At 31.1% G+C, this 14,850-nt stretch carries 14 protein-coding genes; 1 reads left to right on the plus strand and 13 read right to left on the minus strand.

Going from position 1 to position 14,850, the window contains the following annotated elements; all coding sequences use genetic code 11:
* Positions 1–7: 7 nt before the first annotated feature.
* From AC2GW8_RS02105 to AC2GW8_RS02135, 7 genes are all read right to left on the minus strand, one after another.
* Positions 8–1,453 carry a phage terminase large subunit gene (locus AC2GW8_RS02105; protein WP_440881145.1) on the minus strand — a complete coding sequence of 482 codons (1,446 nt, stop codon included), beginning with the start codon at positions 1,451–1,453 and terminating at the stop codon, positions 8–10.
* The gene (locus AC2GW8_RS02110) at positions 1,434–2,009 is read right to left on the minus strand and encodes a terminase small subunit (protein ID WP_440881146.1); all 576 of its coding nucleotides are present in this window, start codon (positions 2,007–2,009) and stop codon (positions 1,434–1,436) included. Before AC2GW8_RS02110 ends, AC2GW8_RS02105 begins: the two co-directional genes overlap by 20 nt.
* Positions 1,991–2,428: a recombination protein NinG gene (locus AC2GW8_RS02115; protein WP_440881147.1), complete on the minus strand. Its 438-nt coding sequence runs from the start codon at positions 2,426–2,428 to the stop codon at positions 1,991–1,993. Before AC2GW8_RS02115 ends, AC2GW8_RS02110 begins: the two co-directional genes overlap by 19 nt.
* A 262-nt stretch (positions 2,429–2,690) precedes the next feature.
* On the minus strand, positions 2,691–3,386 hold the full coding sequence (locus AC2GW8_RS02120) for a cyclase family protein (protein WP_440881148.1): 696 nt from the start codon (positions 3,384–3,386) through the stop codon (positions 2,691–2,693).
* A 75-nt stretch (positions 3,387–3,461) separates the two neighbouring features.
* Positions 3,462–4,868 (minus strand): hypothetical protein, encoded by a 1,407-nt coding sequence (locus tag AC2GW8_RS02125; RefSeq protein ID WP_440881149.1) that lies wholly within the window; start codon positions 4,866–4,868, stop codon positions 3,462–3,464.
* Between the two features lie 74 nt (positions 4,869–4,942).
* Positions 4,943–6,454 (minus strand): hypothetical protein, encoded by a 1,512-nt coding sequence (locus AC2GW8_RS02130; RefSeq protein WP_440881150.1) that lies wholly within the window; start codon positions 6,452–6,454, stop codon positions 4,943–4,945.
* Positions 6,455–6,552: 98 nt separating this feature from the next.
* Positions 6,553–8,223 (minus strand): hypothetical protein, encoded by a 1,671-nt coding sequence (locus AC2GW8_RS02135; RefSeq protein WP_440881151.1) that lies wholly within the window; start codon positions 8,221–8,223, stop codon positions 6,553–6,555.
* 453 nt (positions 8,224–8,676) lie between these two features.
* Here AC2GW8_RS02135 and AC2GW8_RS02140 point away from each other — a divergent pair, with 453 nt between their 5' ends.
* Positions 8,677–8,835, plus strand: coding sequence for a hypothetical protein (locus tag AC2GW8_RS02140; RefSeq protein WP_440881152.1), 159 nt, complete (start codon positions 8,677–8,679; stop codon positions 8,833–8,835).
* Positions 8,836–9,273: 438 nt separating this feature from the next.
* Here the strand turns inward: AC2GW8_RS02140 and AC2GW8_RS02145 are convergent, their stop codons facing one another.
* From AC2GW8_RS02145 to AC2GW8_RS02170, 6 genes are all read right to left on the minus strand, one after another.
* Complete coding sequence (locus AC2GW8_RS02145; RefSeq protein WP_440881153.1) at positions 9,274–9,573, minus strand: DEAD/DEAH box helicase family protein; 300 nt, start codon at positions 9,571–9,573, stop codon at positions 9,274–9,276.
* Between the two features lie 371 nt (positions 9,574–9,944).
* Entirely contained in the window at positions 9,945–10,775 is an 831-nt protein-coding gene (locus AC2GW8_RS02150; RefSeq protein WP_440881154.1) for a tetratricopeptide repeat protein, read from the minus strand.
* 50 nt (positions 10,776–10,825) lie between these two features.
* A complete protein-coding gene (locus AC2GW8_RS02155; protein ID WP_440881155.1) occupies positions 10,826–11,230 on the minus strand; it encodes a hypothetical protein in 405 nt (134 codons plus the stop codon).
* A gap of 87 nt (positions 11,231–11,317) precedes the next feature.
* Positions 11,318–11,926, minus strand: a complete 609-nt coding sequence (locus tag AC2GW8_RS02160; protein WP_440881156.1) for a hypothetical protein — start codon at positions 11,924–11,926, stop codon at positions 11,318–11,320.
* A 156-nt stretch (positions 11,927–12,082) separates the two neighbouring features.
* Complete coding sequence (locus AC2GW8_RS02165) at positions 12,083–13,498, minus strand: serine hydrolase domain-containing protein (RefSeq protein WP_440881157.1); 1,416 nt, start codon at positions 13,496–13,498, stop codon at positions 12,083–12,085.
* Positions 13,499–13,751: 253 nt separating this feature from the next.
* Positions 13,752–14,816, minus strand: a complete 1,065-nt coding sequence (locus tag AC2GW8_RS02170; protein ID WP_440881158.1) for a right-handed parallel beta-helix repeat-containing protein — start codon at positions 14,814–14,816, stop codon at positions 13,752–13,754.
* Positions 14,817–14,850: the final 34 nt, after the last annotated feature.

Below are 14,850 nucleotides of genomic sequence, written 5' to 3' on the forward strand. Positions count from 1 at the left end.
TTTTGGTTTAAAAGAGCCCTAAATCGTTTGCATTTAACGCTGTACTATGTTTTATACTTTTAGGTTTAATATCGAAGTATACTCTCATAAGTATCATATCTCTATAATCAGGAGACCTGCCTATATCCTCTTTGATCTTTGCTTTTTTAACTAATGCTAATTTTCGTGTAATTTCAGGATCTCTCTCAATCTTTGCTATCTCATTAATCAACATTTCCTGTTCTGATGGAGATATATCTGCTTCTATATAAATACTGTTGTCATTTACTTTATCTGCTAACTTGAATAGGCACTGTGTTTGAAGGTTTTCATATTCAGGAACATCTCTTAAATTACCACTGATATTTTCTTCAAATGGTCTTGCATTGTTTTTAAATCCTAGAATACCACAGTTATCTACAACTCCTCCTCCGACTCCATCTTCATCCGCAATACAGTTATTCTTAGGTATTTGATATTTTGTTCTTAAAGCATCTATAGCGGCTTGAATCTCCGTTGTCTTACTAACATCGAAACTAATTACTTCTTTTAATACCCATCCATACCACACTCCTATTCTAGCTACATCAGAACCAAATCTTGCTATGTCTGCCGTGATGTATTTATTTGATGCTTCTACAACATGATCATTTTCGAAAAGAGCCACAATACTATCGTAATCACATAATGCGTAAGGGTTGTCATCATAATCCCAATTTGCATTCAACAGTCGTTCTCTTTTTGCTTTATCTTTGGTTCTTCTTAACCTTTCTATGTAGCCATTTTCAATAAATGGATTATCCTGAACCAAAGCTTGAAGAAACTTTTTAATACCCTTGAGTATTCCCTTTGTAAAAGGCTTATAGAAATCTTTGTAAAGCCAATTCTTTTTAGGATTACAAGTAATAAATAGCTTCGCTACTAAACCATAAAAATCATTATAATGCCTGCCTATTCTTGTTCTTAAAACATCATAAGCTCCAAAGTTGATCTCTCCCCCTTCTTCAATCCAACCACCGGTATATTCTGTAGAACCAAATCTTTCGTATAAAGGATCACTTGGTAGGTATTTTAACTCTAATAAATCAATACGACTATCGTTTTCAAAAACAATGAAATTCTTTTGTCCATTAAATTTGAATGAGGTTACTCCGTATAGCTTAGCTACCTTAAAAAAAGTTATTAATGTTGATTCAGTTATTCGTTTTAGCTCTTGTCTTCCAATAAACCATTTGGTGCCTGGATAAGTTAAACACATAAACATTAACCAAACACAGCCCGTCCAAGATTTAGCTCCGCCTGCTGCACCTCCATAAACAAGCTCCTCCGTTTCTTTATCTGTAAGAACCAATAATGCCTCATTCTGCTTTTTATGCATCTTTCCATTAAACACAGTAATAAAATCAAACACACGGTCTTTGAATAACTGAATTGCAATATCAATTGGGTTTAATTCAATCTTTGTTTCTAGCATTCCAAATCTCCATCAATGTTTCTGGTTTCAACTGCGATAAATCAATGGGTAATTTCACTTGACTATTGTCCTTCTCATACCCCCCTAAATGCTTCATCAATTCAACAATTACACCTTTTCGGTCTAATGTCTTTAACTTCTTAGTAAAACCAATTAAATTCTTATCACTTCCTTTTTTCTCTATCTCCTCATATACTGAAAGCTCAGAAATTGCCATTCTTGAGTCTTTAGGTATATCATGTATTGATTTTAATTTACCGTTCTCATCATAAAACGCTGCTATGTCATGTCTAGCTATTTTAGCAAGTATCGATACGCATTCATCAACAGTTATTTTATTTCTTTCTTGAATCTCTTTCTGAAGTTCTGATATATATTCCCTGATGTCAGGTTTTGTCAGGTTTTCATTTGATATAGAACGAGCTGTTTTACTTGAATACCCCGAACGAATAGCCGCTTGTGTACCATTTAAGTCAATGACATACTCCTCGCAAAACCTTTTCTGCTTATCTGTTAGCTTTTTGGGATTAAATGAAATCATACTACCTCTTTCCATTTACCTTTATATTTTTCTATAATCTCTATGAGATAAAACCTATCCCATTTATAGCTGTTTCTCTTGCTCATATCCGCTATACGATCCAGCTCCTCCACTCTTTCAATACCTATCTTTTTTATTAAGTTCTTTCTATATCGAAGAAGATTGCCCCCATTAAAATAGTTATCCGATAAACCTTGAAGATTTACATTGTCCTCATTAAATTTTAATTCTGGAAACTTTCCCCCACTATAAAAATGACCTGCATGCGCTTTTTTTGAAGGAATACGTAAAGGCTGGCCACTAGATATACAGCGACCAAATCCATTAGAATCAGTATCTCTATATCTTATGAACTTATTAAAGTGAGTTGTAGCTATTTCTTTTAATTGAGGTATCGTTTTATTTTTATACTTCTGAATAGTTTTGGAATCCAAAAGGAAATGATTTTTTAGGAATCTTAAATAGCTAAAATGCTATGCCCTGAACAGGGACTTGAATCTTGTTTGCCTAAAAAGAATTAGGACTTGAATCTTAAGTCAAAGATACTACAAACACTATGATTCTCAAAAAAATAATGTTGTTTTATTCAAATCTTAGACATAAAAAAACACCTTAAAGGTGCTTTGTGGTAAGTGTATTTTTAATGGTTTAACTAAGCTGCGTTTTAATGCAGTTTAGGTTTTATTGTCCACAGTTCTAATTTTCAAATATTGCAACTGCTCTAACCGGTGAACCTGTACCGCCTTTAATTTTTAATGGAAGTCCAATAAACCGAAATCTACCTCTGTCAATAAGTAATTGAAGATTTATCAAATTCTCATAATGTGTAAAATTCAATTCTCCACAAATATGATGAACTTCTTTATTTGAGATTCCTGAAACTCCAGGTGACATCGTTTCAACTCCAAATGCCGATATTTTTTTTTCTCCGAGCCAACGAGCAGTTTGTGCTGAAACTCCTGGGCCATTACCCCAATCTTTTCCATTAAAATTTTTTCGATAGTGATCTGTATAAAATAATACAGTATCTCCTTGTTCTATTTTCAGATTCGCCTTTTCACATGCAATTTCAATTTCGTTAGGCTCAATTAATTCTTTTAGTCCTTTATGAGAAAAGTCTAAACACATTCCTTTTGTGTAGAACATGGATAAATTCATTTTGTCAATTGATTTTCCTTTGTATTCAATTGCCATGTGATTTATAGCATCTACATGCGTTCCAGTATGTTCTCCTAGTTCCAATTTATGTACAGCAGGTGTTTTAATTTTTGGATTTTTTATTCCATTCCATTCTTCATGAGAATTGTGAATTGACATTTTAACTTGAGGAAGATCTTTATATACAGGCATTCCTTCGTAAATTTCTTGACTTAAATCAATAATTTCTGTCATTTAAAAATTGATTTTCAAATTGGGCATAACGTTTTGTATAAACCCCATTTTAATGGAGTTTATACGCTGTTACGCTTAGTTTTTATCTTTTAATAATTTCTGAACTAAAGTTTTTAATTCTTCAATTTCTTTTTTCTGAGAGTTAATCTCTTTTTGTTGATCAATTGTATATAAAGTCAACTCCTCAATTTTTTGCAATAATTTAGAATCCATCTCTCCTAAAAAGAAACCATTTTTTTCAACCTCTTTAGCACTTGGAATATCTTTTAAATGTCCTTTTTCTTTAATATGGTTTTCTACTTCTTGCAGGGTTGGTAAATTGTAATTATCATAAAAAACGAAATCAGACCAATTTGGAGCGGCTTCTACTTTTATTTCTCTTGCACCGATAGAGCCCTCAACCGCTAATTTATGGTTTCCTGTAGTTAATGTCCCTATACCTACTTTTCCTGAATTTAAATTCACATTAAATAATTCACTACTCGTCATTTTTACTCCAGACTTCTTACCTATAAAAAAACTACTATTATTTGCAAAAACGACAGCTGCACTAGAAGAATTAGATGAATCTGAAAATTCAATACTTGGAACGAATTCTTTTATGGTTAATGATGAATTACCTGTAATATCAAGTTGATTTTGAGGGTTTATTTCAACTGTTCTAATATTTTCATGATGACTAATTTCCAACTTAGCACTTGGACTTGTTGTTCCTATTCCAACATTGCCATCAGACCTTACTAGTAAATCTACATTTCCTGTTCCTCCTGTTCTAATTGCTATTGAGCCGTTGGACTTTTTATTATCAATATAAGAGAAACCATCTCTAGAGAATTGAAGCATATTACTAGTAAGTCTCGAATTATAGTCAGTACTGATAATCGAATAAGAAGAAGCTTTTATATTTCCATTAACATCTAATTTAACGCTTGGACTTGTCGTTCCGATACCAACTTTTCCATTACCTAAAATAGTTAATCTATCTTGGCTGTTAGTCTGAAATTTTAATAGCTCATCGGCATTAATTTTTAAATTATAATGGCTTTCACCTTCAGTACCTATATAATGAGATGAATAAATATTTGAACCCGATCTTTTACCTCTTAACCAAATACCTAGATCCTTTGTAGATGAGTTGTTTTGAATTTTTAATTTTGTTGAAGAATCCCCTTCCAAACTCAGTTTTTCACTAGGACTTGTTGTTCCAATCCCAACATTACCATTAGGTTTTATTAAAAACCTTACACCTTTTGACCCTGATACACCTGTGTGATCCTCGTAAATAAATAAAGATCTGGCATAAGAAGGGTTATTAGCTTCATACATCCCAATACTCCATCGATCTGTTTTATTTATTCCTAATGTTACAAATGGTTGATTAGTCAAATCAGAGAAAATACTCAAGTTTCCTTTTGAATCAAATTGGGCGTTTGCTTTCCATGATAATAATACTATTGCTATTAATAAGATATTTTTTTTCATTTTTGTTTTTAAGTTGTTTTCTTTTATGGCTTATAACGGTTTGTATAAACCCCGTTTTAATGGAGTTTATACGCTTAGTTTTTATCTTTTAGTAATTTTTGAACTAAAGCTTTTAATTCTTCAATTTCAGAATTTTGCTTTTTCAGTTCTTCGATCTCTTTTTGTTGATCGATTGTATATAATGTCAACTCCTCTATTTTTTGCAATAATTTAGAATCCATCTCTCCTAAAAAGAAACCATTTTTTTCAACCTCTTTAGCACTTGGAATATCTTTTAAATGTCCTTTTTCTTTAATATGATTTTCTACATCAATTAAAGTTGGTAAATAATAGTCTTCTTTAAACACGAAATCTGCCCAATTTGAATAAGTAGCAACTTTAACTTCTGTTGCAGCTATTTTTCCATTGACACCTAACTTGAAGCCTTTTGTGTTAGTTGTTCCAATTCCGACATCTCCCTTAGAATAACTTATATTATTTCCTTCCTTAACCCAATCATTATTATCAAGTAATCCTTGGTAAGGTGTCATTCCTTCAGGATGTAAATAAAATAACTCAGACACACCTAATCGACCATCTGTTCCAACAGCAGTGTAAAAAGTAAATCGTAATTTTGTATACGATCCAGATGGTACTTTCTGTATAAATTTTGTACCTCCTGTATAATCTGAACTTGAAAAATCAGCAATAATTTTCCATTTATTTTCTTTATAGGCATTGAAACCTTCTACTTTAAACCTTTTTGCTTGCCAATATCTTGTAGACCACCCCACCCATGCGCCTCTTTGACTATGAACATTTGGAAGATTCTCTATCAAAACAACAGTAGGATTACTCGGAGTTGGAGCAACTGATGTATATGAAGGACTAAATCTACCATCAAACATAGATTCTATAGAAAGTTTAGCAGTACCAGATTGAGTTACCTTGTAACGAGTTGTTGCATTAAATAACATATTATGTTCTAATCCAACTGGAGTACCATTTGTGGTGTAATTTTGCTCATATAATACATTTTTATCATTACCAGGATCAAATAATCCTTGATAAGGTGTCATTCCTTCAGGATGTAAATAAAATAACTCAGACACACCTAATCGACCATCTGTTCCAACAGCAGTGTAAAAAGTAAATCGTAATTTTGTATACGATCCAGATGGTACTTTCTGTATAAATTTTGCACCTCCTGTATAATCTGAACTTGAAAAATCAGTAATAATTTTCCATTTATTTTCTTTATAGGCATTGAAACCTTCTACTTTAAACCTTTTTGCTTGCCAATATCTTGTAGACCACCCCACCCATGCGCCTCTTTGACTATGAACATTTGGAAGATTCTCTATCAAAACAACAGTAGGATTACTCGGAGTTGGAGCAACTGATGTATATGAAGGACTAAATCTACCATCAAACATAGATTCTATAGAAAGTTTAGCAGTACCAGATTGAGTTACCTTATAACGAGTTGTTGCATTAAATAACATATTATGTTCTAATCCAACTGGAGTACCATTTGTGCTGTAATTTTGTCCTTGAGATACTACTGTTATCAATAGTAGTAAAAATGTTAAAAATATTTTTTTCATAATAATTTAAATTTATAATTGTTTTTAATTTGTTTTCTTTTATGGCTTATAACGGTTTGTATAAACCCCGTTTTAATGGAGTTTATAAGCTGTTACGCTTAGTTTTTATCTTTTAATAATTTCTCGACTAGAGCTTTCAACTCTTTAATTTCAGAGTTTTGCTTTTTGAGTTCTTCAATTTCCTTTTGTTGTTGAAAAAATCGTTTTTCTTGACTTTTCAATTTCTTTTCCTGAGTAATAGTATACAAAGTTAATTCCTCAATTTTTTTAAGAAGATTCATATCCATTTCGGCTTGCATTACTCCGTTTTCAGCAAATTCTTTTGCAGATGGAATTTCAGGTAAATGGCTATGCTCTTTTATAAAACTTTCCACCTCCTCAATACTTCTTAAATTATATTCTGATTTAAAAACATAATCTGGTGCTGGTACAGCTAAATCTATTTTTACTTCTTTCGCATGAATTTTTCCATTTACCGTTAGTTCCATATCAGGGGCTTTAGTTCCAACACCTACTTTTCCAGCAAAATAATTTTTAGCAGTTGATGTTCCTGCATACAAATCATACCTATTTATCACTGAAGATTTTTTATAGTTATTTGTAGATATTCTGACACCATATACATTATCAATTGAAGTTCCTTCGACATTATCCAATATTTGCGCTTCTACGGCAACAGCATTTTCAATTTTTGCTCCTGAGGTGCCTCTGTAAATTCCAGCACGAGCCCAAATACCATAGTTCGAACGTAAAGTGCCTTTAAAATTAGTAGTATTTGCATATGAACTAGCATCCACAGCTATCTTATATCCAGAGTCTTTTGCTCCTTGAGCAATCGAATAATTACCTGCAAATACATATGCCCCTTTATCATAACTTGTAACATTACTATTTGCAGTAGTATTGATAAAAGAGTTTATTGCATTTTTCGATAATTCTCCATTAGAAGTTACCCTATTAACTTGAAGTTTACCGCTAGGACTAGCAGTTCCAATCCCAACATTACCTCCCATCAAATTAATTGAACCATTTGATCCTCCTAGTTGATTTGCTCTAAAAGTCATATTTGAGCGAGAATCATAATAGATATTACTTTTATTGTCGTATAATCTAAAATTTGTGCTTCCTGTTCTTTCGCCTTCTAAAAATATTTGGTCAGTACCATTTCCAACTACTCTAATACCCGTATTTCCAAAAACATGTAATTTGTTTCTTGGACTTGTTGTTCCAATTCCAACATTACCTGGTTTCCTTGATGCTATCAAAACATCAGTAGGATAATCATATCCACCTAAGAACATATTAGCTTTGCTACCATTAGTTCTGATGGGTTCTATAACAGCTCCTGAAGTTCCGTGCCAAAAACTTAAATACTTATCATCTAATCCATTTTTGTAAATACGAAGTTGAGCCCTCTCAGTGCCTCTAATATCCAACTTAGAACTCGGGTTTGCTGTTCCAATTCCTACGTTGCTATTGCCCAAAATCGTTAATCCACTTGCCAAAGAATGACTTCCTCCTACATTTACGGTATGAAAAGTTTGAGCTGTATGATTATAATTATAAAGATATGCATTCTCTGCATCTAACATATTAAAGGTTAACCTGAAATTAGTCTTACCACTTTCTGTTGAAAAAGTATGTGATGAGCCCTGTGATGATAATGATCCTTTTACGGTTAAATTTCCATTAATGGCCTCATTTTGGGCTTTAACTCCGAAACCCATTCCCATCATAGCAATGACAGCAATTTTCATTGTTGTTTTCATCTATTTTATTTTTATTGTTTTTTTATCAGATTAAACCGCTTGAATAAGCATTTCTTTTAGAAAGAAGTATTTTTCATAGCGATTTCATAATAATTTAAATTTATAATTGTTTTTAATTTGTTTCCTTTTACACCTATAACTAGCAGATATTTTGCGTGCAAATATAATATTTTAAAAACTTTATAAAAAAACTACAAATCAATTATTTAAACAGCTTTAGAATATCATTTATCCGAATACAATCTTTAACCTCACTTACCACAATTATCTCAAAGAATTTTTCCGATTTTAAGGTATCGGAGAACCAGCCCTTTATTTATAATTCGTTTATATTTACATTTGGTATACAACTCTTTACACGCATGTATTGATGTTATTTTTTTCTTAAAACTATTTTTGCTCGTATGAAATTTTATTTCTTCTTGTTATATTTGAGAATTAAATATTTATAGTATGAAGAAATGTATCGTTTTAGTTCTTTTCTTTGGCTTTTCTAGTTGTACAGATGATGACGAATGTATGGCTCCTGCCATTGACCCCGTAACGGGTAATTTAGACATTGTTTGGGTGCCTTGCGATACTTCAGAAGCAAACATGGATCTAATAGAATGATCACTTAGGCATTTTTTAAAAACTAACCACTCTCTTTTGATTTTTTCTCGGTTGACTTTCGTGTCGGAAAAACCAAATGTGCTATTTGTGTGGTTGTCTCTTTTTTCGCTTGTTGATAACTAGTAGATACACACAATTATGTATATTTCCACTGTAAATATAAATTCAAAACATCTAAAACCCCATAAAAATCATAAGCTCATACCGTTTAAAAGACACTTTTTTCCGAATACAAAGGCGTACAAACACTTACAATCGACTATAAACGTTTATTTCACTTACCACAATTATCTCAAAGAATTTTTCCGATTTTAAGGTATCGGAGAACCTACAAGTTTAATTGCTGTTGTTCACTCTTTGTAGCTTTGTAGAAGTCGAGAACATGGTTTAATGCTGTTTTTTCATGATTTTCTAATATTATTTAATTTTATTTTAACTCTATTTTTTCAACTTCTTAATCTTTACAAGTTTTCCGTGAATTCCATCATGTATTGAAATCTTGTTCGTTTTATATAATTCGTTAAGTATTTTTTGTAGATTTAATTCAAAACAAGTAGCCATCATCAATGCCGTTTTTCCAGAACCGGTTGGCATACTAATTAAAGAAGCAATGTCATTTGATGATGTTGTATAATGACTTTTTAATGCCCAAATTGCACCTAATTGGCACTTTCTTAATCCATTTCCTTCCTCTGGTTGTAGTTTAAATAATTCTTTATTTTCAATAAAAAAAGACATGGATTAAATTTTTGAAGTTGGTTATTCGTATTGGCTACAACTAGCGGATATACACAATTGTGCATATTTCCTAACCTAAATTTATTAATAAATAGACAGAAACCGAAACCAAAAAAGGAATTATTTGTAGATTTTATGGGTTTTAGAACAACATTTTTATTTAAACTGAACGTTTACAAATATTTACACCTAGCAATATTTTGATCACCTTTTTTACTAAAATTTAGGTATAAAAAAACACCCTAAAAGGTGTTTTGTGGTGAATATGTTTTAACGTTTTTGCGTATGATTAATACGGGAATTAAAAATAGTAAACTTTGGAGTAAGCAACAAAACCCGTATTAATTATAGCCTTTGTTGTGTGTAGTGTTTTATTTTATTATGCTACTCTCTAAAACGTTCCATTGCCAAGTTATTTGATATGGATACATTTCGTATATATTTGAATCTTCATTGAAGGTCTTTCCCATGTGATAATTGGATTTACCGATGTCTGCTATTTTCATTGCTTCTTCTTTTTTTCCTAGATAATTAAGACAGATGCTTTTGTAATATTGTGCATCAGAAAAACCAGGATATTGTTTCAATACTTTGTCAAGTTCAGAATTTGCATTTACATAATCACTTTGCTCATAATATGCAATAGCTAAATAATATCTGTCTAAATAATGCACCCAATCAGTTCCATGTTCTATTTCTTGGGCTTTTACATTCTGATTTAGTGTTTCAAAGGCTTTGTCAAATTGATTTAGCTGCAAGTAACATAACCCCATATAGAATTCGAGAGAATGGTCTTGCTCTAAAATTGTACCATATTCTTTAATATAGGTTTTTATATCGGTCAGTGCTCCTTCATAGTCTTTCGCAAAGACACATTTTAGAAAAGCTAATCTTGACAACCACCTTTGTCTATCGTATTTAACTGCTTTATCATAATACTTAATAGCTAAAGAATATTTTTTTTGCTTCCAAAAAGGCAATGCCTTTTGTTGCCATAAATATGCAATGGTAGAGTCTGCTTGAATTCCCTTATTTATCCATTCGTTCCATTCCTTTGTTAAGTAGTGATGATTCCATGCACCATTTTTTAAGTATTTCTCAATAATTTCGTCTTGAGTATTAGTATTTGCTGCATTTTCAATTTGTCCTTTACAACTAACTAGGGACATGAGAAAAAATGCGAAAGCTATATATTTATCCATTCAATTTATTTTTTTCTTCATTACACACAACGTGTTGGCTAAGCTACGTTTTAATTCTGTTTAGGTGTTGTTGTAGTGCGTTTTTTATTTATCAGTCTCAATTGATTAATTCCAACTTTAAATACTAAGTCACCATTAATCTCAATTTGATTTCCTTTCTCGTCATAGAATTCAGCAAAAACCTTTTCCTTGTTGATAATTTCTAAGATTGCTCCGATTTGTCCTGCTTTCAGAACAGAATTCAGATTTTCGGTCAACTCAATCCTTTTATAAAGTAATTTATTTTCGAGTGCTTTTTTCGGTGTAATTGGTTTCGGTTGAAACCCAAATACTCTTATTCGAATGAATTCAATTGCTCTTTTAAATAACCGATAAATTCCTACAATTATCCCTTCGAAAATAATCTCAACGAATATTCGGACTAAAATTTCTCCTATGATTTCAAATACAATCACAATTACAGATTCAATTTATCAGTTTTCTTAATGCACTACAACGTTTTGGCTAAACTGCGTTTTAATGCAGTTTAGAGGGTGTTAACTTTAGTACTTGAGATCAAATTTATTGAACTCCGTTTTAATATCAAGTATAAAACTAATTTTATCACATATCATCTTACTAGTTCTCGTTAATTCATACGTTATCTCATCTTCAAATTTTTGAGTTATACCTATTGGATTTACAACAAACATTTCATGTTTATTACCATAAATATCTTTACAATAAGCTACACACATATACCTGTATACCATTTTATGACCATTACCTCCGGCTACATGTTCCTTCATACAATCAATTATAAAAACATCTATCTCGTTGGTTTTTAAAACCTTATACTTAAAATAATCTTTTCTTATGATGAAGATGTCTTGAGATCTGATATATTCTATGATCTTATTAGTTGGTCTTATATAAAGACTAAGGAGTTGCGAGATAAAAATAAAGAATAGGAAAGTAAAAAGGATTATTAAAATTAAATCTCCAAAATCGGAAAAATTATACATTTCAAAATAAATAAAGACCCCAAGTACAAGAATAATTTTTATAGTTAAATGAAAAGTATGAAAATATTCTGATTTACCTCTCTGATATGAGAGCGAAAAAGTTGAAAAGTTATTTTTCCATAAGAACTTACCAATTCTTTCAGCCATTTTTCTGTTATTAAAGTTAACTTAACGGTCTCGTGTATGAGCAGTAGCAGATTTCAAGCCACTAAACTGTCAGATAACACCGACCTTTGATTTATGTTTTATCTCTCGTTTTAGTACTTAAACCGCTATTACTTATACACCGTGTTATCTCTTGTTTTACTTCTCTGCTTTTTTGAAAACAATTGGAATTCCTCTATTAGAAATCAACTCTACATTATTTTTATCAATCTTATTAAAGACTAAAGTTTCATTAGTTCGTTCAACAAAGAAAGTATTCTCACTAATAAGATTTAATTGTAGCAAACCAAATCTACTATTGTTTATAAAGAGTTTATTTTCTTTTTCTATTATAATCTTATCTTCTTGTGATAAAGTCGAAGTAAAAGTGCCGATATATTTCTTTAAAGGCGCGTTCTGATTATAATCTTTTGAATATTCAGAATCCAATAGAATTGCGGCAATTCTTATTGGAGCATTGTAAAATTGTCCGATATCATATTTGCAATAACCACAATTTCTCAAATGAGCAATGAAAAGTTTCTGTTTTGGGAAATATAAAATAATAGAACCATAGCCCCAACCTAATCCATCGTGTAAAACAAAGTTGTTTCCGTTCAAATTCCCCGTAAATACGCCATAGCCATTTGCTCCATATGTCCCATCATTGTATGTAATTGGTGTAATCAACTTTTTAAGATTAGTCTCGCTTATTATTTTGTAATTCATTAAAGCGGTATACCAAATTGACAAGTCCTCAACCGTTGACATTAGTCCACCCGCTGAATAAAAATAGGAATCATCACTGTCTATTTTCCTTATTTGATAATCTTTGCCATTAAAAGAATCATAGCCCGTAGCTCGATTATTTATGACTTTTATAGAACTCTCTAATACGGTGTTTTTCATATTAAGAGGCTCAAAAAAAGTTTCTTTTAAATAATCTTCGTATGATTTTCCACTTACTATTTCAATTATGTATCCTAGTAGTTGATATGCTACATTATTATAATTATGATTATTTCCCGGTTCTGTATCAAATTTCTCTTTTGTAAAATACTTAACCACTGAAACGGAATCGTTACTCCGTTTCATTTTAATAGCTCTCTTAAAATCATCTCGCTCCTTTTCATCATTTTTGTATTCCATACCAGAACTATGTGATAGTAGGTGACCAATAGTAATGTCTTTTCCTTCTTCTGGAAAGTCGGGAATAAATTTTAAAACTTTATCATCCAAACCAATTTTCCCCTTTTCAATAAGAGTAAATATGGACACTGCTGTGAAAGGTTTGGTAACTGATGCTATGTTGAAAACATTATTCATTTTCATATCAACATCTAACTCAAGATTGCTTTTACCCAGTGCCGCTGAAGCAATTATCTCACCATTAATTGTTGCAATAAAGGTTCCTCCTGGCTGGTCTTCAGGATAGAAGCTTAAAATTTCTGCTATTTTTTTACCGCTAACACTAATTCCTGAATCACCAGATACTCCAACAATTTGATTTTGAGCGATACAATCAAAAGAAAAGAGAAGTATCAGAAATAAGATGTTTAATTTGTATTGTTTCATTTTTTTCCAAATAAGAGATAACTAGCGGATATACACAATTGTGTATATTTCGGTTGCAAATATAAACGTTTACAAATATTTATACCTAGCAATATTTTGACAACCAGTTTCATTAAATTTTAGGCATAAAAAAACACCCTAAAAGGTGTCTTGTGGTAAGATTGACTTGGATAAAAAAAAGACCTTAAAAGACTTTTTTTATTTATTTTTTTCATCTTAAAAGTTACTAAAGGATAATTGTTTTTAGCAAAAGTTAATTAATCCCATAAATATTAAATTGTTTACAAACCTTATTTTCCTCACCAGCAAAGCTACTATTATAAGTAAACTCAGCACCTAGAGGATTTCCATGCGTAACATTGTTATATATTCCTAAATTTGATATTTGTTGATTATTAAATCTCTTTCCTATTGCAGCCCTTTCATTATTACTAATATTTAAGTTGTTATATATGGTTACCCCATCACACCCACCACAAAGATTGTTTTGAAACTTTATCCCATCTAACCCATTAAAATCAATGGTATTATTAAATATTTGTGCTCCATTCGAAGCATCTATACCAATTCCACCAACACCTCTTTTAGGTAGGTTATTTTTATGAATCCAACAATGATGAATAGTACTATTATGTGAAAATCCATCTATGGTAATTCCCTCAGCACCATTTTCATACATTTGACAATATTTTATCTCATTGTCACTGGAGTACCATTGAGAAAGACCAACCATGTAGTTGTAATAAAATTTACAACCTTCAATCAGATTAAGATGACTACCGTGTAATAATAAACCTGAATTATCTCCACTGTTATGAAACTTTGAATTAACTATATAATTCTCATTACTAAAAATTCTCATACAGGGTTCTTTTCTAGGTTTATTTGCATCTCCATTAATAAAACCTCCGCCATCAATATCTACATTATCAATTGTTGTTTTATTTGCACTTTCATTTATATCAATACATGAAAAATGCCCAGACTTTCTGATAGTTGATAAATTTTCTCCTATAATGGTTAAATTTGGCTTGTTGATCATAACAGTACCTGAAATATAATGAGGTCCCGCTCTCAAAATAAGTTTATCGAATTCATTCATCTGATCAACTAAATGTTGAAATTTAATAGTTTGATCTAAATTTGAGCTCTCAAGATAAAAAGTCTTTGGCGCAATATTTTTATGGTTTCGAAATTTACTTAACCGATCCGAGTTTAGGTCGTCGAGATGTAAAGTTTTTGACTCGATATTGTCATTGTTATCACAACTTACCAATATTACTAATAAGGTCGCTAACCAAATATTAATTTTTTTCATATTCTATTATTTAAAATTTGCTATGTTAGATAAA

It is taken from the genome of Tenacibaculum profundi, assembly GCF_057162725.1.

What these genes read in the sequence shown, in the direction of transcription:
- AC2GW8_RS02170 (WP_440881158.1), bottom strand. Translation starts at nt 14,816, where the DNA reads ATGAAAAAAATTAATATTTGGTTAGCGACCTTATTAGTAATATTGGTA.
- AC2GW8_RS02160 (WP_440881156.1), bottom strand. Translation starts at nt 11,926, where the DNA reads ATGGCTGAAAGAATTGGTAAGTTCTTATGGAAAAATAACTTTTCAACT.
- AC2GW8_RS02165 (WP_440881157.1), bottom strand. Translation starts at nt 13,498, where the DNA reads ATGAAACAATACAAATTAAACATCTTATTTCTGATACTTCTCTTTTCT.
- AC2GW8_RS02150 (WP_440881154.1), bottom strand. Translation starts at nt 10,775, where the DNA reads ATGGATAAATATATAGCTTTCGCATTTTTTCTCATGTCCCTAGTTAGT.
- AC2GW8_RS02105 (WP_440881145.1), bottom strand. Translation starts at nt 1,453, where the DNA reads ATGCTAGAAACAAAGATTGAATTAAACCCAATTGATATTGCAATTCAG.
- AC2GW8_RS02110 (WP_440881146.1), bottom strand. Translation starts at nt 2,009, where the DNA reads ATGGAAAGAGGTAGTATGATTTCATTTAATCCCAAAAAGCTAACAGAT.
- AC2GW8_RS02120 (WP_440881148.1), bottom strand. Translation starts at nt 3,386, where the DNA reads ATGACAGAAATTATTGATTTAAGTCAAGAAATTTACGAAGGAATGCCT.
- AC2GW8_RS02135 (WP_440881151.1), bottom strand. Translation starts at nt 8,223, where the DNA reads ATGAAAACAACAATGAAAATTGCTGTCATTGCTATGATGGGAATGGGT.
- AC2GW8_RS02140 (WP_440881152.1), top strand. Translation starts at nt 8,677, where the DNA reads ATGAAGAAATGTATCGTTTTAGTTCTTTTCTTTGGCTTTTCTAGTTGT.
- AC2GW8_RS02130 (WP_440881150.1), bottom strand. Translation starts at nt 6,454, where the DNA reads ATGAAAAAAATATTTTTAACATTTTTACTACTATTGATAACAGTAGTA.
- AC2GW8_RS02145 (WP_440881153.1), bottom strand. Translation starts at nt 9,573, where the DNA reads ATGTCTTTTTTTATTGAAAATAAAGAATTATTTAAACTACAACCAGAG.
- AC2GW8_RS02125 (WP_440881149.1), bottom strand. Translation starts at nt 4,868, where the DNA reads ATGAAAAAAAATATCTTATTAATAGCAATAGTATTATTATCATGGAAA.